At 43.7% G+C, this 20,278-nt stretch carries 16 protein-coding genes and 3 pseudogenes; 8 read left to right on the top strand and 11 right to left on the bottom strand.

The window, feature by feature from the left end; all coding sequences use genetic code 11:
- Positions 1-7: 7 nt before the first annotated feature.
- Positions 8-1,345 (bottom strand): 23S rRNA (uracil(1939)-C(5))-methyltransferase RlmD, encoded by a 1,338-nt coding sequence (gene rlmD, locus Xbed_RS00760; protein WP_086111120.1) that lies wholly within the window; start codon positions 1,343-1,345, stop codon positions 8-10.
- Between the two features lie 53 nt (positions 1,346-1,398).
- On the opposite strand from rlmD, the gene Xbed_RS00765 reads away from it, so the two are divergent.
- The gene (locus Xbed_RS00765; protein ID WP_086111046.1) at positions 1,399-3,732 is read left to right on the top strand and encodes an ATP-binding protein; all 2,334 of its coding nucleotides are present in this window, start codon (positions 1,399-1,401) and stop codon (positions 3,730-3,732) included.
- A gap of 18 nt (positions 3,733-3,750) precedes the next feature.
- Here Xbed_RS00765 and Xbed_RS20635 read toward each other — a convergent pair.
- A pseudogene (locus tag Xbed_RS20635) lies at positions 3,751-3,861 on the bottom strand (IS982 family transposase); the annotation flags it as partial.
- Positions 3,862-4,065: 204 nt separating this feature from the next.
- On the opposite strand from Xbed_RS20635, the gene Xbed_RS20085 reads away from it, so the two are divergent.
- The gene (locus Xbed_RS20085) at positions 4,066-4,284 is read left to right on the top strand and encodes a DUF4277 domain-containing protein (RefSeq protein WP_244182381.1); all 219 of its coding nucleotides are present in this window, start codon (positions 4,066-4,068) and stop codon (positions 4,282-4,284) included.
- A gap of 570 nt (positions 4,285-4,854) precedes the next feature.
- Here the strand turns inward: Xbed_RS20085 and Xbed_RS00775 are convergent.
- From Xbed_RS00775 to Xbed_RS00790, 4 genes and pseudogenes are all read right to left on the bottom strand, one after another.
- Complete coding sequence (locus Xbed_RS00775) at positions 4,855-5,733, bottom strand: GNAT family N-acetyltransferase (protein ID WP_086111048.1); 879 nt, start codon at positions 5,731-5,733, stop codon at positions 4,855-4,857.
- Positions 5,734-6,054: 321 nt separating this feature from the next.
- Positions 6,055-7,245 (bottom strand): MFS transporter, encoded by a 1,191-nt coding sequence (locus tag Xbed_RS00780; RefSeq protein ID WP_208612164.1) that lies wholly within the window; start codon positions 7,243-7,245, stop codon positions 6,055-6,057.
- Between the two features lie 310 nt (positions 7,246-7,555).
- Positions 7,556-7,658 (bottom strand): annotated as a pseudogene (locus Xbed_RS20640) (IS6 family transposase); the annotation flags it as partial.
- A gap of 154 nt (positions 7,659-7,812) precedes the next feature.
- Positions 7,813-10,152, bottom strand: a complete 2,340-nt coding sequence (locus tag Xbed_RS00790) for a non-ribosomal peptide synthetase family protein (protein WP_086111049.1) — start codon at positions 10,150-10,152, stop codon at positions 7,813-7,815.
- Positions 10,153-10,163: 11 nt separating this feature from the next.
- Here Xbed_RS00790 and Xbed_RS00795 point away from each other — a divergent pair, with 11 nt between their 5' ends.
- Positions 10,164-10,682, top strand: a complete 519-nt coding sequence (locus Xbed_RS00795; RefSeq protein WP_086111050.1) for a hypothetical protein — start codon at positions 10,164-10,166, stop codon at positions 10,680-10,682.
- 9 nt (positions 10,683-10,691) lie between these two features.
- Here the strand turns inward: Xbed_RS00795 and Xbed_RS00800 are convergent.
- Positions 10,692-11,458 (bottom strand): annotated as a pseudogene (locus tag Xbed_RS00800) (IS5 family transposase).
- A gap of 350 nt (positions 11,459-11,808) precedes the next feature.
- Here Xbed_RS00800 and Xbed_RS00805 point away from each other — a divergent pair.
- Both Xbed_RS00805 and Xbed_RS00815 read left to right on the top strand, forming a co-directional pair.
- Positions 11,809-12,696: a LysR family transcriptional regulator gene (locus Xbed_RS00805; protein ID WP_086111122.1), complete on the top strand. Its 888-nt coding sequence runs from the start codon at positions 11,809-11,811 to the stop codon at positions 12,694-12,696.
- A gap of 829 nt (positions 12,697-13,525) precedes the next feature.
- Entirely contained in the window at positions 13,526-13,888 is a 363-nt protein-coding gene (locus Xbed_RS00815; RefSeq protein WP_208612169.1) for a hypothetical protein, read from the top strand.
- Positions 13,889-14,051: 163 nt separating this feature from the next.
- On the opposite strand, the gene dgt is transcribed toward Xbed_RS00815, so the two are convergent.
- Complete coding sequence (dgt, locus tag Xbed_RS00820) at positions 14,052-15,578, bottom strand: dGTPase (RefSeq protein ID WP_086111051.1); 1,527 nt, start codon at positions 15,576-15,578, stop codon at positions 14,052-14,054.
- A 138-nt stretch (positions 15,579-15,716) separates the two neighbouring features.
- Between dgt and mtnN the strand changes: the two genes are divergently transcribed.
- Together mtnN and btuF are read left to right on the top strand one after the other, a co-directional pair.
- Positions 15,717-16,415: a 5'-methylthioadenosine/S-adenosylhomocysteine nucleosidase gene (gene mtnN, locus Xbed_RS00825; RefSeq protein WP_086111052.1), complete on the top strand. Its 699-nt coding sequence runs from the start codon at positions 15,717-15,719 to the stop codon at positions 16,413-16,415.
- 27 nt (positions 16,416-16,442) lie between these two features.
- On the top strand, positions 16,443-17,333 hold the full coding sequence (gene btuF, locus Xbed_RS00830; RefSeq protein ID WP_086111053.1) for a vitamin B12 ABC transporter substrate-binding protein BtuF: 891 nt from the start codon (positions 16,443-16,445) through the stop codon (positions 17,331-17,333).
- A 46-nt stretch (positions 17,334-17,379) separates the two neighbouring features.
- Here the strand turns inward: btuF and erpA are convergent, their stop codons facing one another.
- Entirely contained in the window at positions 17,380-17,724 is a 345-nt protein-coding gene (gene erpA / locus Xbed_RS00835) for an iron-sulfur cluster insertion protein ErpA (protein WP_010845125.1), read from the bottom strand.
- A gap of 265 nt (positions 17,725-17,989) precedes the next feature.
- Between erpA and hemL the strand changes: the two genes are divergently transcribed.
- Positions 17,990-19,273: a glutamate-1-semialdehyde 2,1-aminomutase gene (gene hemL, locus Xbed_RS00840; RefSeq protein WP_086111054.1), complete on the top strand. Its 1,284-nt coding sequence runs from the start codon at positions 17,990-17,992 to the stop codon at positions 19,271-19,273.
- A gap of 67 nt (positions 19,274-19,340) precedes the next feature.
- Here hemL and Xbed_RS00845 read toward each other — a convergent pair whose 3' ends face one another.
- Both Xbed_RS00845 and Xbed_RS00850 read right to left on the bottom strand, forming a co-directional pair.
- Positions 19,341-19,853 (bottom strand): GNAT family N-acetyltransferase, encoded by a 513-nt coding sequence (locus Xbed_RS00845; RefSeq protein WP_086111055.1) that lies wholly within the window; start codon positions 19,851-19,853, stop codon positions 19,341-19,343.
- Positions 19,831-20,127 carry a type II toxin-antitoxin system TacA family antitoxin gene (locus tag Xbed_RS00850; RefSeq protein WP_086111056.1) on the bottom strand — a complete coding sequence of 99 codons (297 nt, stop codon included), beginning with the start codon at positions 20,125-20,127 and terminating at the stop codon, positions 19,831-19,833. The genes Xbed_RS00845 and Xbed_RS00850 overlap by 23 nt, the downstream gene beginning before the upstream one ends.
- Between the last annotated feature and the right edge of the window lie 151 nt (positions 20,128-20,278).

Below are 20,278 nucleotides of genomic sequence, written 5' to 3' on the forward strand. Positions count from 1 at the left end.
TTTCTCCCTACTCGATAGTCATCGGCTCACGGCTGAACAGGGCCATGGATTCCAGATGACGGGTGTGCGGAAACATATCCAGCATCCGCACACTAACAAGATGATAACCAGCCTCCAGCAAAACTTTGCTGTCCCGTGCCAGTGTCGTGGGGTTACAGGAAACGTAAACCACTTTTTCGGGGGCCAGTTTTACAATATGTGCCATAACACCCGCCGCACCTGCGCGGGCGGGGTCCAGCAGCACTTTATTGAACCCTTGCACGGCCCAAGGCTGCTGATGAATATCCGCTTCCAGATTTTCATGAAAAAAATCGACGTTATTGAGTTGATTGAGCCGGGCGTTATATTGCCCGCTCGCCACCAGCGCAGCAACCCCTTCCACACCAACGGCGGCCTGCACTTTATTGGCTATCGGCAAAGTAAAGTTCCCCATACCACAAAACAGATCCAATACCCTGTCTGTCGGCTGCAAATCCAGCCATGCCAGCGCTTGGGATACCATTTGTTGGTTAACTTCATCATTGACCTGAATAAAATCTCGCGGGCTGAACACCAATTTTACCCCAGCGACCTGATACCATGGCTCAGGCTGCTCTGCCAGCAAAGGCGCAAGAGATTTTTCATCACCCGCCAAATAAACTGCCACACTCTGCTGCACAGAGAAAGTGCGCAGTGTTTCCCGATCCTCAGGCTTCAATGGATCAAGATGGCGTAACACGATAAGCGGGCCATTATCTGCCAACACCAACTCAACATGTCCCAACCGCTTAACCGCATTCAGGCTGTTCAAACATTGAGACAACGGCTGCAATAATCGTTCCAGTTCAGGGCGCATGACAGAACAATGCCTAATGTTGACCACATCGTTGGTTTGGCTCTGCCGAAATCCCATCAACAATGTGCGTTGCTTGGCGTGATATTGCAGGCCAAGCCGGGCACGGCGCCGATAGCCATATTCCGGGCTGTGAATAATGGGATGTGCGCTGATATCAATACCGGTTTCCCGCTGGATAAGGTGTTCCAGCACATCGGCCTTGGTGTTGGCTTGCAGCTCACTGGCAACGTGTTGCTGCTGGCATCCACCACAAACTTTAACATGTGGGCAGCGGGGGGCTACGCGATAGGGACTGTCTGATAGTCGTTTCACCACTTTGGCTTTCGCAAACTGGCGTTTTTCTTCTGTCAGTTGGATCTGAGCCTGCTCTCCCGGCAATAGCCCTGAGATAAAGATAGTTTTTCCCTGATGGCGGGCAATGCCCTGCCCTTGGGCATCAAGGTTATCTGCAGTAACGGAAATAATGCCTCGGTTTACGGAACGACGATTTGGGGAGTAAAATTGCACCATGATTCTGACTGACTTTGAAAAATTGAGTTTTGATTTTCCCACAATGGACGCCTATGACCAAATATAGCCTACGCACCCGAATGATGAGCCTGATATTGGTCCCTGTTTTACTGGTCGGAACGCTGGTGAGTATATCATTTATCTCATACCGCTATTACGAGTTGAAGAAACTCATCGTCCTCAGTGGGGTCAGTATTATTGAACCGTTATCCATCGCCAGCGAAGTTGGCATCAATTTGGATAATCGCCAGCGAGTCAAGTCGTTGATAAACAGTCTGCATCGCCGGAACTCTGACATCGTCAGGGCGATCGCGGTTTTTGATAAGAACCATAAGTTATTCGATATTTCCAATAACCGATGTGATGTCAATCGCTTGAAACTCGCCCCCGATGCCCCGATTCCAACGACGTTATCCATGACGGATTACGGCAATAGTATCATCCTGAAGATGCCGATTATTGCAGAAACGCCGACTTCACATCAGTGGCAAAATTCGGCCAACGAGGCGATGATCATTGGCTACATTGCCATTGATCTGGATTTACGCGCAGCCCATTTTCAACAATGCAAGGAAATTGCGACTTCAATCATCCTGTTGATTTTGTGTCTGGGGGGAACGGCCTTGTTTGCCCATGTTCTGGTACGTAAAGTCACACAGCCGCTGGACTGCATGGTCAAAGCCGTGAACCGCATCCGGCAGGGACAACTGAACAGCCGTGTCACCGGCGCCATGCCGGGAGAACTGGCGGCTCTCCAGAACGGCATCAATACCGTGGCGGAATCGCTCTCAAAGTACAAGGATGAAATGCAGCTCCATATTGATCAGGCTACGTCTGATCTACAAATTACCATGGAACAGTTGGAAATCCAGAATGTTGAACTGACCATCGCCAAGAAACGGGCGCAGGAAGCGGTCAGGATCAAAACGGAATTTCTGGCCAATATGTCCCATGAATTGCGCACTCCGCTTAACGGGGTCATTGGTTTTACCCGCCAGATGTTGAAAACCCCCATTACCGCCCAACAAACGGAGTATCTTCATGTCATTGATCGCTCTGCCAATAATCTACTGAAAATCATCAATGACATTCTGGACTTCTCACGGCTGGAATCCAACAAGCTGGTGCTGGATCAAGTGCCGTTCCTGTTGCGGGATACTGTCAATGACGTTATTGAGCTGCTCACTCCCGCTGCCAGTGTCAAAAACCTGCCTCTCCATCATCATATTGATGAAAATTTGCCTAACCTGATGATTGGTGATCCCATTCGCTTGCAGCAAATACTCACCAATCTCATTGGCAATGCGATTAAATTCACGGACAAAGGCAGTGTGACACTGGATATTCAATTACGCCAACAGCAACACCATCTCGTACAACTTGACTTTACCGTGACCGATACCGGTATTGGCATCAGACCTGAATATCGTCCGATTCTGTTCCAAGCCTTCAATCAGGCCGATGCCAGTATTACCCGTCATTACGGAGGAACCGGATTGGGGCTGAGCATCACCAAAAGGCTGGTCAATGAAATGAAAGGAGACATTGATTTCACCAGTGAGCTTGCCAAAGGTACGGTGTTTTATTTCGATATCTGGCTGGAGAAAGACGAATTTTTATCCGGTTCATCCCCCGCGCTTTTGCCCGTTTCTCCGGGAGTACCGCGTTTAGCCATGACGGTGATGGCCGTGGATGATAATCCCGCTAACTTAAAGTTGATTGGTGCCCTGTTAAGTGAATTGGTTGAAAATACTTTGCTGTGCAGCAATGGCATGGAAGCGCTGGAGATGGCGGAAAAACAGGCGCTGGATCTTATTCTGATGGATATCCAGATGGCAGATATGGACGGTATCCAAACGTCTGAACGCATCCATCAAATCCCCCTGCATAAAGAGACGCCGATTGTCGCTGTTACCGCTTATGCTTGCCATGAAGCCAACAAAACCCCGTTTACGGGCTATCTTTCCAAACCTTTGGATGAAAATCGGCTAAAAGCATTGCTGAATCAGTACAGCCTACAGAAACAACCACAGGCTATTGATTGGAATATGGCCTTAAAGCAAACCGCCGGCAAAGAATCACTGGCACGGGAGATGCTGGAAATGCTGGTGCAATCGTTGCCAGCAATGCAGAACATGATCGAACACGCCTTAAGCGCAGAGGGTGAGGCAACCCGCAAACACTTTCAGCATCATGTCCACCAATTACACGGGAGTTGCTGCTATAACGGTGTACCCAAGCTGAAAGCCATTTGCGAATTCGTCGAAAAACAACTCCAACAAGGGACTGCACTTGCCGATCTGGAACCGGAGCTACTGGAGTTTATGGATGAGATCAACCACGTCATCTCAACCGCTCCCGATGTACTTAGCATGGCTTGTACTTAAGTAAAAAAAGAATTCGGTTTAAACCGTCACTAAGCACTCTTCTTCCAAATAGCAAACATTCAGTGACGGTTTCTTCCATTTAAGACAGTAATCAATGAGCCTACCTCAATCTGTCAACAAAAATCCTTTACGCCCGTCATTCTGCACCTAATTTCCCATTTAAAAAGACGTGCTCTTCATCCTGTTTTTAGCACTTGTTTCATTGATGAGATTGACGGTGGCCGCAAGTTTTGATCTATTACTTCTATTTACCGAAAAATCAACATACCTACGCCTGACCTCGTCATCAAACTCCTTGATCACCTTGGCCTTATTGCGGCTTTTTGCCATGAAATCGAGTTACCCCGTATTATTGATGCCATGATACCCAAATATTTCAACCATGCCGTCTCCCATGGTGAGGATTTCATAGCCGAACGCTTCGCATGTTTTCTTTTTTTCAAGCACAAACTGCTTGACCGTTTAATCGGCTCGGGCGTCGAAGCTGAACACCTGAATGATAATGCCCTTGGCCGTACACTGGATGCTTTGTATGATGCCGGGGGTTTCTGAGGTTTATTAGGCTCTGGCAGAGCAAGTGATTGATAAGTTCAGCATAAAATCCGATTCCGTTCATTTGGATATCACTAGTTTCCATATCAATGGTGATGACTTGCTGTTTAATGGTGTATGCCGCGTTGGAGCATAAGGTGCGTACCGGACTGAAGTAAAGTCACTCCTTTATTCCCTGATATGAAGAATAAACCGACACAATCGCCCACCACCCGTTAGGTCTTTCTAACCTTTGAAGGCATCAATACTTTGTAATTTCAATAGCATGGAATGGTTACCAGAATACAATCATACCACCATGAACTGCTGGATATATTGGGAGCATTATATAAGACGGCTTATTCCTGAATGAAGTGTGGCATGACGGGTAAGACGTTGAACGACTGACTTTCATCACGCGACATAACTGGCTAATGGAAAATTAGTTGCGCAAAAATCAATACCCTATCTCCACTTATACTTTCTTTGTTAATACGACAGAACCCGTTTTGGCGTCACGAAACGATATATTACACATAATGAAAAAACCCCATTGTTTTCAACAGGGTTTGTCAACAGTTGCAATAAATTTCAACCTAATTCAAGTGAAGCCTGCGCATTATTTCCTTGTTCATAATCTATCCGTGGTGTTCCACGATACATCTTGCAGGTATGAAAAAGAGTCTGGAATCCAAATGAATCTAAGAGATTAATAGTTGTTTGTGCATATTCAGGAACATCTAGTGTCACAAGAGCGTCTTCCGGTATTTCCCTAATAGCCGTCAGAAAAAGAGCCTTTATATGCTCCTTATCCTTTGCGTAAAACGGTCCGATCCTATACCCATCATTAGATTGACGCAATCCGATCAGCCCCTTTATATTCTGATTCTCTGAGAAGATAAAGCCTTTGCGATTATTACCAAAAAACCAAGAAGTGAGTAACCTGTCGCGAGGATATCCAATAATACTTGTATCAAACTCTATCACTGATTGGATGGAGCTTTGGTCAACAATATTAATATTTGGTGTGTTTACTTTGTTAATTGAGTTACTTGATGCTCGTCCTTGAATCCTAAGTGTATGATAATGAGTTTTAAATCCCCATTTAGAATAGTTTTTTTCCTGTTCTGGCACAGCATCTAAAGCAATGATGCGTTCTCCAGCATGTTTAATGGCAAACTTCCAGAGGGCAAGACCGATACCTTTACCGCGAAATTCAGGTTTAACAATATAATATCCGATACTCGCATAATTTTCATTAAAATTCACGACAGCCATAGAAGCAATTGGCTGTCCTTGCAAATAACTGATAAAAAAACCTTTATTATCAATGTTAAAAAAGAGATATTCATCTCCAAATCCCGGATTCCATTTTTCCTGACGGGCCATCTCGACTACATCCAACCATTCAGTCAGTGTGGCAGTTTTTATCTGAATTTCTTCCTTAGATCTTTCTGCAACAGCATTCATAAAGTATCTCCGATACAAAGTCTATATTTTATAGCCTCATCATAGAGAGAATCTTTAGCTATAACCGTTTATTTTAGATAAAAATCTTCATTTATAATCAAATAATCATTTCAAAAAACCATCAAAAACAATGTCACCTTTTATTATTAGGTATATTCATGCATTCAACATATTGATTGATTTCAAATAATAATAAAAAAGTTATATGAACACCAATCCAATGCATATAAATAAAATTTACCAATAGAGTAATGGAATACAGCCATATATCGTAGAGCCATAGGATCTGTGGAGACCCACTAAGGGTCTTCACATAGTATTTTAGATTTTACGCTGCAATGAATTATTCATAGCGAAGACCGTGCTTAACAAAGAGATAATGAGGAGAACAATCACTACCCATGCAAAGGATATTACACCTGCCCGATCAAGCAAAATACCACCTATGATACCGCCACCAGCAACTGCGGTATTCCAACCTGTCGTATAAATGGATTGTGCAACATCAACTGAATTACCCGCGAAACGAGCCAATGCCGTCTGAGTAATAGTGGCAAATCCACCGAAAGCAAGACCCCAGATAGCCATACACAGATAGACTATCTGGGGAATGTCACCCCAAAGACCGAGCAACAGGGCAGTAAAAGCAAAGATCGCGATACTCGCTACGGCAAGGAATTGCAATCGTCGATCGACCATCATACCGACAAACCATAGACCAACTATCGAGCCAAGCCCAAAGATGAGCAGAATAATATCCACATTCTTGGATAAACCTGAAGACTCAAGGAAAGGTTCGATATAAATATAGAGAATGTTATGGGCGATAACGAAAGTAAAGACAACAAATAATACGGCACGAATACCTATTTTCATAAATACGCTAACAAGAGACTGTCGCTGTTCCTTAACTTGGCCAGGAAAATCTGGAACGATGGCGATCACCCACACAATGAGCAACAGTGCTAAGACAGACATCAGTCCAAAAGCGCCTTGCCAACCGATGAATTGGCCGAGTAACGAACCGAGCGGTACACCGAGTACCAAAGCGATGGTCGCGCCTGTACCAGATATTGCAATCGCTCTCCCGCTGAGATGAGAGGGGGACATACGCACCGCATAACCAGCCAACAGTGACCAGACGATGCCACCAAAAACACCGGCGAAAAAACGTGCTACCAGTGAAACATTATAGTCACTGGAAAGCGCAGTGATAAAATTAACAACAGCAAAACCGAAGATCGCTATCAATAGTAAAGGACGTCGCCGCATACCTTGTGTAAGAGCTGTCACGGGAATGGCAGCAACCAACGCTCCTATAGCATAAGCAGTGATAAACTGACCTGCTAGGCTTTCTGATACCTTTAAGCCTTCTGCAATAGAAGAAAGCAATCCGGCTGGCATGATTTCGGTCAGCAGCGTGATAAAGGCTGCCATCGCCAAAGCAAGCAGTGCTGCTATAGGCAAACGTTCAATTTCCTTGTATTGAGCAGACACAGTCGTTTTATTCATCAATTAGATTCCTCAAGTCAAGTAGCTCCAGCCCCAACAGAGCATAACTTTGATATGGTGCACACTCACATAAAGAAGAAAAATAGGCTATAATGAACAACATATATGACATATTCGTCATATATGTTATTGAAAAAAAGAAGCCTTAACGGTTCTGTCGCATTAACAAAAAGTACAAGTTAAGAAACACTGCTGGTGAAATCGGACATTCTTCCTTTTGCAGGTATTGTCCTTTGATTTTGATATAGGTTTCATCCATTCGCCACCGACGCCCAATGGAGGCCTTGCTCCGCCAATGACGTTTGACAACCATCATTTCCTCCAGATTACACAGGCTCAGAACGTAAGCCAGAATACCAGCGGACACACTGAGCGAAATGCAGACGTTTGAACGCATTTCGGATAAGGGACATCATCAAGGCTCTTTATCAAAATAACGACATCATATCCGATGAGGATTTAATGCGACTGAATCTAAATAAGAAACCAAGAACCTTCAATGACGACGAGTATAATATAAATTCAAAAAGGAACTTCTTTAATCACGCATTGTAAGACTCCTATTTTTCACAGAGAAGGAACATGCTTAGCAATGAGCGACACAAGATTATTAACGCCAGGTTCCATCAAGAAGTCAAAATGAGCGACATTGAGTTTTATAATTTCCCGTCCTCCCCGGAAACAATCTATATTCTTCTCAAAAACAGAAAATTCATCGTTAAGTGCACTAAAAATGTATGTCGGGGTAGTTATAGATTTTTGTGTTTCACGATTGCGTTCGCGTGAAATTCGCCGCGACTCGATTACCACTTTAGAGATTCGCTTAACTAGCTCAGGATTGGAGATTGAATATTTCTGGCAAACGAACTTAACAAAACTGGTTTCATCACAGGATGTTTCCAAACACTCGTGCAAATCAGGATCATCCACATTACGTGAAAAAACCGTAAAGAGTAACGTAATTAACTCCTTATTATCATATTCGTCAGATAGATTCGTTGTGGGTAATCCTTTCAGCATACCGGGGGCAAGCAAAACAATTTGCTTAACTTTCTCTCCCATTTCCTCGAGTTGAAATGCTGCTTCAAAAGCTAAATTGCATCCAAATGAATACCCCAAAAAATAGTATGGCCCCTCTTTCTGAATCTTACGTATTTCTGCAATATCGGCAGAAACCATTTCTTCGAGTGAACTATAAGGTATCTCATCTTCATTGATTCCGAATGCCTGAATTCCATAAAATGGCCGTTCGCTTGTCATTTTTTCGGCCAACACTTTTAAGTTGATGGGGTATCCTCCCAACCCTGGCCAGCAAAATATCGGAGGCTTCGTTCCTGAAGGTTGCAAACAAACCAATCGAGAGGATTTTTCGGTAAGTCCTCTGTCAATAATCCCTGCAATTTTCTCAATTTTTGGGGCAGTAAAAATAATATGAAGTGGCAACTTAGTATTGAAACGCGCATTGATTGATAAGATCATATCAACAGCACTCAACGAATCACCACCTAGATTGAAGAAATCATCTGTAACAGAAATTGCTTCAATCCCTAAAGCGCTCTCCCATATTTCAAGAATGGCTTCCTCGGTTGAGTTCCTGGGGGCGATCAACTCTTCGACATTACGTTCATCTATGAGCGTTTTTATTTTTCGCATGTCAATTTTTCCATTAACTGTATGCGGCATTGAATCAACAAAAACGAAAACACTTGGAACCATATAGTCTGGAATCAGCTCGCTCAGTTTTTGCTTAAAAAATGAAACTAGTTCGTCTCTATTGATTTTTTCCTGAAATATATTCTTATTGGGGTTAATTTGTATGCAAACCGCCAAAGACTTACGCCCGTATCGCCCTTCATTAACCAAAACTGCTGCGCTTTCTACCACATCGAGACTTTCCAGAACAACTTTGATTTCTTCAAGCTCGACCCTCATTCCTTTGATTTTTACTTGGGTATCACTCCTTCCAGCAAAATGATAGACACCTTCACTGCCTAAATATGCAAGATCACCCGTTCTATATACCCTGATAGGTTCAAAATTATCTCCAATCGGATACTCGATAAAATGCTCACTAGTTAAGTCCCCCTGATTAAGGTATCCGCGAGCGATCTGCACGCCTGAGACGCATATTTCCCCAATGTTTCCGTCAGAAACAGGTAAGCCAGAATCATCTAAGATGTAAAACTTGGTATTATCAACCGGGATGCCAATAGGTACTCCGACATTTTCACCAACGTGCAAGTTTGCTTGAGTAACTTCATAAAAAGAAGCATTGCATGTACATTCTGCTGGCCCATATAAGTTAACCAGCATACAATTTGTCAATATATCGAGACACTGCTGTACAAGTTTCTTGGTTAAGCTTTCCGCACCACATAGAATATGGGTCAAAGAGGTACATTCGGAAAATTGCTGCTTATTGACAAGCGCCTGCAAAAGAGTTGGCACACATTGTAGTAATGTCACTTTATTGGAGACAATTTTATTGATCAAATCGAATACGTTTTTATCAACCCCAAAGTTACTTACAACCAGTTTTGTGCCACTGCTAATTGACAACATTTCCCATTGCGCAGCATCAAAACCAATAGGTGTTTTATGAATTATTGTCTTATCTTCCCCCAAATATCCCGAGCTCATCAGCCAGAGAATTTGATTCACAACACTACGATGCTCAATCAGTACACCTTTGGGCTTTCCTGTGCTGCCAGAAGTATAAACAATATAGGCTAAATTTTCGGACTTAAGCTTAATTACTGTAGGTGTTGATGTCGTGTGATTTTGGGATATCGAAAAATCATACACATCCTCAAGTGTAATTATCTTGGTTTCTTCCGAAATTAGTTTTGCGAGTCCATTTTTTAACTTTTCTTGAGTGAAAACGGTTACTTCATATATTAAGTGCATTTGCTATATATTTGTCATTATTTAATAATAATCAACATTTCCATCTTGCCTGGAAGGTTAATTTATTTAAAAATAAAAACCTGGATTATTCTACCTTTTTTTCTGATGTTGTTCCCTTTGAGTTTCACGTTAACCTTGATGGCACTGCATTTGACTTATATGATTCTATATCAGTTGAGTATACCACAGTAAATAAAAACAAGACATTCACTAAAGATATAATATCCCGTTATCCTAACTTGAGATTGTCGGAATTTTTAAATCCTAAATTCATTTTTTGGATTGATGTTATTAATTATAAAAGTATTGAAAATAATCCAATAAACTTTGAAGCACACAAAGAAATAAATCCTTTTTTGACAATGCAAATAGAACCAACTAAAAGGGCTTTTCGTTGGGTATCTAATTCATCACTTTTTAGTAGTCTTGAATTGAAAGAAATGGCAGATGAAATAATCAATATAGATAAAATTCTTTTATCTCACCCCACGACCTCTTTGAGAAAATTATTTTACGGTGGATTCGACTAGATGGTGTCGTCATAAAATACTTAACCAAAGAGCGAGACAGCGGATCCGAACGGCAGCAAGAAATGAGGCACTCGTTTTAGCATAACGGGTTGCTATACCACGCCAACGTTTAAGATGGAGAAAAGCATTTTCAACTAAGTGCCTGAGCCGATAGCGTTCTCGGTCATATTCTCGTTTCACTTTGCGATTTTTGCGACTGGGAATTTGCGCTTTCATGCCTTGTTTTTCTGCTTGTTCAACAAGGGTATTGCTATCATAACCCCGATCCGCCAATAAATGTTCCGCATCGATTCCTTCAATCAAGACCTCAGCTTGTGAACAATCTGCTGTGGTACCGCTTGTAATAAGTGCTCTGACCGGTATACCATGCGCATCCACGGCCAGGTGTATCTTGGTATTGAGCCCCCTTTTGTACGCCCCATATCCTGATTACCACCTTCCGCTCCTGCTGCATGGGGGTGAACCTTAATGTGACTGGCATCAATCATTAGCCATTCGAAATCGGGTTCAGAGATGAGTTCTTCAAGCAATCCTTCCCATACGCCTTTGTCACGCCACCGACAAAAACGGCGATGTGTATTTTTCCAATCGCCATAATCGGGGGGTAAATCTCACCAGGGGACACCTGTCCGTAAAATCCAGAAGACCGCATTAATAAATAATCGATTATCATAAGCGACACGTCCCCAGGCTCCCTTACTTCCTGGTAGGTGTGGCTCAAGTAAATGCCAAACACGATCAGAGATATCATGGCGGCGGTGTGTGGGGGTACTTATGATTAAAGTCAGCCATTCATGACGACACTATCTAGGCAATATATTTTTCCGCCGGGTTAATAATATAGATGATATTTAATCATTCATGTAGTTGCCTTGCAAAATTGTTCCTATTGAGTAATAAAAGCCCAATAAAAATCATCGACATCGTAGAAAATTTCAACTAATTTATCTATCGCTTGTTCCGTCGAAAATTATTTTTTTCATTATTCTAAGACTCTAATCTTGGAATTGGCACTTAGTTTAATCTCTTATATATAATTCTGATTATTTAGTATAAAGTTATATATTACAGCGTATTATAACTAATAACAAATGTGACAATTATGTCATTGATAGGGAGAATAGTGGTGGATAACCTTAGCGTTCTCGAAATTTTTGTTCGTATAAGTGAGGCACGCAATTTTACTACAGTAGGTAACCAATTAGGTATATCATCTTCAGCTATCAGCAAAGCAATAGCTCGTCTTGAAGAAAAGTTACGGGTAAGACTTTTTCATCGTTCCACCCGTATAGTGACTTTAACACCGGAAGGTACTCTTTTTCTTAAACGTTGTCGTCGCATTCTTGACGAAATAGAGGCAGCGAAAAATGAACTTTCCGAATCACAATTATTGCCATATGGAAAATTAAAAGTAAGTATACCATCAATTGGGGTGTTATTTATGCCTCAATTCGTAAAATTCAGTCAACAGTATCCTGATATTGAATTAGAAATAGATAGCACTGATGGTTTGGTTGATTTAATTGAAGAAGGATTTGATGCTGTAATACGTATAGGAGAATTAACTGATTCACGATTAATGGCTCGTGTACTTGGATCTTACAAAAGGATCCTAGTTGCTTCCCCTGATTATTTATTGAAAGCTGGAACTCCTGAAAAACCAGAAGACCTTATTAAACATAGCTGTATAATGTATCGTTATAAGAGTACAGGAAAACTGGATATTTGGCCAACCAGTCAATACAGTCAAGTTTTACAGACGGAATGGCCTACTAGAATGGTGATTAACACACTTGAGCCACTAATTTCTTGTGCAGAAAATGGTCTTGGTATTGCATGTATTCCTGATTTAGCTGTTTATACTCGGCTAAACACAGGAAAACTTATCACTGTCTTAGATGACTTTAATCATGATGTAACAACATGTAGAGTACTGTGGCCTTCAGGAAAATACTTATCGCCCAAGCTAAGAGTATTTATCGATTTTATGGTTGAAAATTTATTTAAAAATTAGTGGAAGCTGCCGTACCGTTTCCGTAAAAATCCGGGTTCTGTCGCATTAAATCCTCATCGGATATGATGCTGTTATTTTGATAGAGATCTTTCATATACAGGATTTTAAGAATTAAATTTTTCAAAATACGCATTCAATATTTTGTTTTTACATGATTTTCTTTATGGTGTTTTGAAAGCGTGTTGGCATAAATACGCCTGAGTTTTTTCCAGCCAGAAACTGGTTTCCGACCATGCCCTTTGGAGAAATTTTTCGATTATTGGCCATAGCCAGATCTCGGTATTTTGAGCGGCCTTTGAGCAACGAAATCGCCGGAAATAATCTTCTTACCAGCGAGCGCCTGAGTAGCAGGGCCAATAAACTGAGCCAGATAAACCCCGTGGTTAACATAATACCACTCGCTTAAGCAAACCGAGATAAGTCATAATCGGCCTCAGATGATTGTCTGAGGCCGATTTTTACGTCTGAATTTTCTCGTGAACTCCAAGCCACTGCAGAATTGAATTACCCTGAATCCATGGATGCTTTCAGTAAAAATATTCCCATGGCATGGGTGACTAAAGCAGTCAAGGAAACAGGACGAGACACCGAATGGGAAAAAGAAGATACGACGTATTCTACGTGTGGCCTGAAAATATTATGTATGGATGTGAGATTAGCTACGCTCAACAACGGGTGGACTCAGCCCCCGAAAACACCCTGACGTTGTTTGACCTGCTGTTTAATGGTGTATGCCGCGTTGGAACATAAAATGCGTACCGGACTGAAGCAAAGGCACCCTTTTCCCCGGACATGAAGAATAAGCCGACACAATCGCCCAACCAAGATCATGGACACGGTAATTCAACAAAGCGAACCCACTTTGAAAAAAAAAGCGGCTGTTATTGCGTCATCTTACATCAATTGTGTACTTCTTCAGGGACGTGAAATACCCAGTATTATTGCTTCCTTAACAGGCTCACCTGAGCTCGAAAAAATCAAACTCGAATATGCAAGAATTTTTGTAGAAAAGTGTCGGGTAATATTAGCGTCCCACACCAAAAGCGGAAAAATCACAACCGCCAGCCTCTGGGCAATGCTGGGAGCCGCAGAAACTTTATCCTATGCGGCAGCTAACGGCGATATCACTGCAACCCAAGCGGAAACCGAACTTTACGCAATCATTATTGCGATGGTCGAAAGAAGTCTTTGATTGCCAAACTGACCACGCAGCTTATGCGGCTTGTCTGCCGACAATGGAATACAAAACAAAAACTGTTTTGTATTCCATCGTGCAGCGTCATGCACTATAAGTAACCAGAATGCTGGATAAGAGATTCAGGTTGGAATAACCGCGACTCAGGGCGACTCCGCCCTTATTTCGTGACCATAAACTTACGGTATTCTTCGTAAGCATAATGATCTGTCATGCCACTGATGTAATCCTGAATCAGACGCGCCCGATAATAAAATTCGAGGACATCTTTTTCTGCTTCATCAGTGGCAACAATGCCTTCCACCGCTTCACCATAAGCCAGACGATGCTTGGTGGAAAGTTTGTGCAGCAGGCGGGTTTCAATAAAGTATTTTTTGTGGAAATTATTCTGGTTCAGTTCCATGAAATCCTGTCGGGACAACACCAGCAGGGGGTTATAAACATCCAGTAATCCGGTAATGATTCGATACCCCTGCAACTCCAGTTCTTCCACTTCAGGGTGATTGAAAACGCGCTTTCGGGTGACATTTTTCAGGGTTTTCAATAAACGGTGTTCATCCCCATCGCCTTCCAGCAAGGCGTGGTTAAATGTCCCGGCATAAATTTCCGGCAGATGTTCGATAAACAGTTTGGCGGTATAAGGAACCAATTTCCCCGTGATAAACACGCGCAAATACATGAAAAATTGTTCGTGGATATTGCGACGGGCTTCATTATTGGCCGTTTTCTTATAGGCTTGTATCACCGTAGATTCAAACAAATCGCCTTTTCTGTGCCCGCCATTTTCTTCCCACTCTTTTTTCAGGTATTCCACCAACTGATCGACATTAAAAATGTCCTTTTCAACGGCATCGTCCAGATCCGCAATGCAATACGAAATATCATCGGCGGCCTCCATAATATAGGTCAGCGGAAACCGGCAGAAATCCCCCATTTGCAGCTCTTTCTTCAACTCACGGATAAAGTTGTCTTCTGACCAGTAATAGCCTTTTTTCTTCATCAGGTAACTGAATTCAGGGGGAGATTCTTCCAGACGATAAGCCGGACAGGTATATTTCAGGATGCAGCCAATTTGGGCATAAGTCAGATTCAGCCGAAGCAGGTTATGTGCCAGACGAATAGCCTGGGCATTGCCTTCAAACTGACATAAGTCTTTACGCAATTGCTGACGAAACAGATCCTTTTTCTCTTCACCGCTCAAACGCAGTGCCGCAACTTTACAGTTATCCTGCCGATCCTTCCTGTTTGGCAAATAGTCAGGGTCCAATCGACGGGAGAACCAATCCTTAATCGCTGCCTCACCAAAATGCCCGAACGGCGGATTTCCAATATCGTGCATCAGGCAGGCCATTTCAACCAGGCTTTCAAAAGCAAGTAAGCGGTCACTTAGCCCATATTTTTTGAGTAAGTCTTGCTTTGTCAGCTCCGCGATAATGGTTTTTGAGATATAGCGCCCGATTTGCTGTACTTCCAGTGAATGAGTCAATCGACTGCGCACCGCCGCATTGCGCTCAAGCGGGAATACCTGCGTTTTTTGCTGCAATCGCCGAATCGCGGCTGAGTTGATGATGCGCCCCCGATCACTCTCAAATTGGCGGGTGACGTGATCTTCATCATCGGGATCGATGGAAGATTTACTGAACTTACGTTGGTAATTCAACTTCTGTTTGAAATCAATTTTAGACATCAATCCTCCCATACCGAATGAAACGATTATTTAGAATTGGAATCTCCGGTAGATGGTGATTCAATGATACACTTGCCGACCAAATCAGCCTGTTAATATAGGCTCCAATCCATTAATGACTTAAGAGAGTATGACACAATGAAAGTAGGTGTAATAGGTGCAATGGAACAAGAAGTGACGTTATTGCGCGACCAGATCGAAGGCTTGCAAACATTGTCACGGGGCGGATGTGAAATCTATACCGGTAAGCTGAATGGCGTTGACATCGCCTTGCTGAAATCCGGTATTGGTAAAGTTGCTGCTGCCCTTGGCACCACCTTATTGATTGAACATTGCCAGCCGGATATCGTGATTAACACCGGTTCTGCGGGTGGCCTTGATGCCAAATTAAACGTAGGGGATATCGTCGTTTCCGAAGAAGTCCGTTATCACGATGCCGATGTCACTGCCTTTGGCTATGAACCCGGTCAAATGGCGCAATGTCCGCCGGCTTTTGTTGCTGATGAGCAATTAATCATCCTGGCTGAAAAATGTATTCAATCCCTCGATCTGAATGCCGTGCGCGGTCTGGTTTGCAGTGGTGATGCGTTTATCAATGGCTCAGAGCCACTGGCACGCATTCGCGCCACCTTCCCGAACGTGGCGGCGGTTGAGATGGAAGCGGCGGCGATTGGTCATGTTTGCCATCAATACCACCTACCGTTTGTGGTTGTTCGCGCCATTTCCGACGTTGCTGATCAAGAGTCCCATATCAGCTTTGACGAATTTTTAGTGGTCGCGGCACGTGAATCCACCCAGATGGTCAACGCCATGCTGACCGAACTCAGCAAACCGTAATCCATCCTGTAACGTGGAGCATCCGTAATGAAAGCATTTTCTAAAATTGCCCCTTATCGATCTGGCTGGATGGCATTTTCATTTCTTCTGTCTGGTTTTCTATCCGGCTTTCTATATAGTTTTTTAGGTGTTTTCAGTGCTCCACTTTATGCGGCCGCCTCCCGTGTGATTAGTCTTTCCCCATCAACCACCGAACTCGCCTATGCTGCCGGACTCGGTGACCAACTTGTCGCAGTGAGCGCTTACTCTGATTATCCTGAGGCCGCCAAAAAGCGGGAGCACGTCGCTGACTGGCAGGGCATCAATGTGGAACGCATCCTCGCCCTGAAACCTGACCTGATTCTGGCATGGCGTAGCGGTAATCCCCAACGCCCTCTGGAACAACTCGCCGCCTTAGGCATACCGATTTTTTATTCTGATGTGAAAAAAGTCGAAGATGTTGCGACAGAGCTGGAACGACTGGCGACCCACAGTCCACACCCTGATATAGCCAAAAAAGCAGCGGCGGATATTCGCCGGAAGTTCAACCAATTAAAACAGAATTATGCCAATCCACATCCCAAACCCGTATTCTTACAGTTTGGCATGAACCCGATTTTTACCGCCTCCCGTGACACCCTCCAAAGCGAAATTGTCTCCGTATGCGGCGGGAGAAATATTTTTGCCGATAGTCCCGTTCCGTGGCCACAAGTTAATCGTGAGCAAGTACTTACCCGCAAACCAGAAGTGATTGTCATGGGCGGCACGGAAGGGCAAAAACAGCGGGTGGCGGATTTTTGGCGGCCACAACTGGATAGCAGAATTATCAGCCTAAATGATGACTGGTTTAGCCGGGCAGGGCCGAGGATTATTTTGGCAACAGAGCAATTGTGTAAGCAGTTAAACGATTCCGGCAATCAAGCAGAACTCGCAAAATAGCCTCCTGAGAGGAGGCTAACGATTGCCATCATTCTGGATACATTCATTAAACACTAAAAGAAGAACCACAACCGCAGGTCGTTTTTGCATTCGGGTTGGTCACGATAAAACGGGAACCTTCCAGCCCTTCCGTATAATCCACACAACCCCCTACCAGATATTGCAGACTCATTGGGTCAATAACCAGCTCAACCCCTTGTTTCTGAATTGTCAGATCACCTTCATTCATTTGGTCATCGAAAGTGAAACCATACTGGAAACCGCTACAACCACCCCCTGTAATATAGACCCGCAGACGCAGGTTCGGGTTATCTTCATCAGCAACCAGCACTTTCACTTTATTGGCTGCGGCATCAGTAAACTGCAAAGGCAGTGCAGCATCATCGCTCATATTTTTACTCCGGTCGGTTTCCGGTAAAAGTGCCCGGAAAGTCGTTTTATGCGGTTTATCCCCATGCTACGGGGAGCACATTTTATATTTGTCTCATCAGTTAACGGCGATTATCCAATACCTGACTGATTCGTTCAAGTTTTGCCACACAAACGCAACAATTCAAATAATGCTTCCCTGCATGATGATAATTTGGCTTCCCCATTGGGGTGCTTTAGAATGGCATTCCCATATCTATACCGTTATCTTTCAGGAGCTTTTATTCATGAGCCAGTCCGAAACGCTTTACTCCCAGGCAAAACAGGTGATCCCCGGCGGTGTCAATTCACCGGTACGTGCTTTTAACGGTGTTGGCGGTACGCCTGTTTTTATCCAACGTGCTGATGGTGCCTATCTTTATGATGTCGATGACAATGCCTATATCGATTATGTCGGTTCATGGGGACCCATGGTTCTTGGGCATAACCATCCGGCCATCCGTCATGCCGTCATTGAAGCGGCTGAGTGTGGCCTGAGTTTCGGAGCGCCAACGGCTGCCGAAGTGGAAATGGCAAAACGGGTCACAAAACTGGTGCCTTCCATGGATATGGTTCGGATGGTGAACTCAGGTACAGAAGCCACCATGAGCGCCATCCGTCTGGCTCGCGGTTATACCCAACGCGATAAAATCATTAAATTCGAAGGCTGCTATCACGGCCACGCGGATTGTCTGTTGGTAAAAGCCGGTTCTGGCGCCCTGACGATGGGTCAACCAAATTCGCCGGGGGTTCCTGCTGACTTTGCCAAACACACCCTGACTTGCATTTACAATGATCTGGATTCCGTCCGCGAAGCCTTCGAAAAATACCCGCAAGATATCGCCTGTATCATTGTTGAACCGGTCGCGGGCAACATGAATTGCATTCCTCCACAACCAGAATTCCTGCCGGGTCTGCGTAAGCTGTGTGATGAATTTGGTGCCTTGCTGATCATTGATGAAGTAATGACGGGCTTCCGTGTCGCTCTGGGGGGGGCGCAGGAATATTACGATGTTAAGCCGGATTTGACCTCCCTTGGCAAAATCATCGGTGGCGGTATGCCTGTCGGCGCGTTTGGTGGCCGTCGGGAAATCATGGAAAAACTGGCCCCCACTGGCCCGGTTTATCAGGCGGGCACCCTTTCAGGCAACCCCATCGCGATGGCTGCGGGTCTGGCTTGTCTGAACGAAGTTGCCCAAGCGGGTGTTCATCAACGTCTGAGCGAATTGACCGACAAACTGGCGGTTGGCCTGAAAAATGCCGCATCAGCAGCGGGTATTCCTCTGGTTGTCAATCACGTCGGCGGCATGTTTGGTATTTTCTTTACCGAGGCGGAAAAGGTCACCTGCTATCAGGATGTGATGAAGTGTGATATAGAACGCTTCAAGCAGTTCTTCCACCTGATGCTGGATGAAGGCGTTTATCTGGCACCTTCTGCGTTTGAAGCGGGTTTTATGTCCATTGCCCATTCAGATGAAGATATCCAGCGCACCATTGACGCGGCAGCACGTTGTTTTGCTAAGTTAAAATAAGAGTGTGAATCCCCGGTCACATAGATAACGATGTGCTATGTGACCGGGGGTGAGTAACACCGATCTATTACATTCCATCTGCAATTTTCAACATTTCTATTGCACTCGCCATGGTCATGAATAATTTACTCTTTTCCCGGGGAAATTCCTGAAATCCCATATTCGTGTATAATTTTTTTGCTATATCGTTCTTAGCATTGACGATGATCATCGGGGTGGGTATAGATCTTGATGACTCGGTGGCTCTTCGGATTGCATCTATCAGCAAAATTTCCCCAAGTCCTTGGCGTTGCAGTGATTTACTTATAGCCAGACGACCAATCAGTGCACAATGTAGTGCCACAGGGTACTTTTTTGCTATTTTTTCTGGTAGTTCGTTGAGTTCTACCGTGCATAGCGCCAGAGAATAATAACCCTTTATTTGACATTCATTTTGGCTACTGGTGAGAACGAATGTCCGTGACAGATCTTTTTTATCGTGCTGTCCCGATACTGTTTTCAGATAGTTGTTTAACTCGGGTTCACCACAATCAAAATTATTTCTATCGTGCTTATTTTTATTTAGATTTTCTATCTGCACTTATTGTTTCCTTATGTCTACGAGCAGCACGCAGGAAACGCTCATTATTGATTGGTTCTTCATTTTCCAATGCATGAACAAACGCCAATGCATCTTCCTGACACAATCGAATACGCATGTCTTGCTCAATCAATCGTTTTGCTTCTGTAATAGCAGCATTTGCAATAAAACTATTCAAACTGGCATATCCCGATAATGAAAGTGCTTTTTCGAGCAGTTCTTTGGTTTCTGAACTCACTCTAGTCGTGATCCGTTCATTAACTAATGTGGCCATACACCTAACTCCTCCGCATTCTGCGGCGATTAATTCACTATAACTACCCGCCGCTCAATGACATTATTGAGAGCTAGCGGAGCCTATTTTTTGTTGAAATGCGAATTTCCCTTCGCTGTCTAATTTATCATCATTTTTTAACAAAAGTCAA

The organism is Xenorhabdus beddingii (assembly GCF_002127545.1).
Lineage (GTDB): Bacteria > Pseudomonadota > Gammaproteobacteria > Enterobacterales > Enterobacteriaceae > Xenorhabdus > Xenorhabdus beddingii.

Bases quoted from the DNA above. Each gene is read 5' to 3' on its own strand.
- rlmD (WP_086111120.1), bottom strand. From the start codon at position 1,345: ATGGTGCAATTTTACTCCCCAAATCGTCGTTCCGTAAACCGAGGCATT.
- Xbed_RS00765 (WP_086111046.1), top strand. From the start codon at position 1,399: ATGACCAAATATAGCCTACGCACCCGAATGATGAGCCTGATATTGGTC.
- Xbed_RS00775 (WP_086111048.1), bottom strand. From the start codon at position 5,733: ATGAATGCTGTTGCAGAAAGATCTAAGGAAGAAATTCAGATAAAAACT.
- Xbed_RS00780 (WP_208612164.1), bottom strand. From the start codon at position 7,245: ATGAATAAAACGACTGTGTCTGCTCAATACAAGGAAATTGAACGTTTG.
- Xbed_RS00790 (WP_086111049.1), bottom strand. From the start codon at position 10,152: ATGCACTTAATATATGAAGTAACCGTTTTCACTCAAGAAAAGTTAAAA.
- Xbed_RS00815 (WP_208612169.1), top strand. From the start codon at position 13,526: ATGGACACGGTAATTCAACAAAGCGAACCCACTTTGAAAAAAAAAGCG.
- dgt (WP_086111051.1), bottom strand. From the start codon at position 15,578: ATGTCTAAAATTGATTTCAAACAGAAGTTGAATTACCAACGTAAGTTC.
- mtnN (WP_086111052.1), top strand. From the start codon at position 15,717: ATGAAAGTAGGTGTAATAGGTGCAATGGAACAAGAAGTGACGTTATTG.
- btuF (WP_086111053.1), top strand. From the start codon at position 16,443: ATGAAAGCATTTTCTAAAATTGCCCCTTATCGATCTGGCTGGATGGCA.
- erpA (WP_010845125.1), bottom strand. From the start codon at position 17,724: ATGAGCGATGATGCTGCACTGCCTTTGCAGTTTACTGATGCCGCAGCC.
- hemL (WP_086111054.1), top strand. From the start codon at position 17,990: ATGAGCCAGTCCGAAACGCTTTACTCCCAGGCAAAACAGGTGATCCCC.
- Xbed_RS00850 (WP_086111056.1), bottom strand. From the start codon at position 20,127: ATGGCCACATTAGTTAATGAACGGATCACGACTAGAGTGAGTTCAGAA.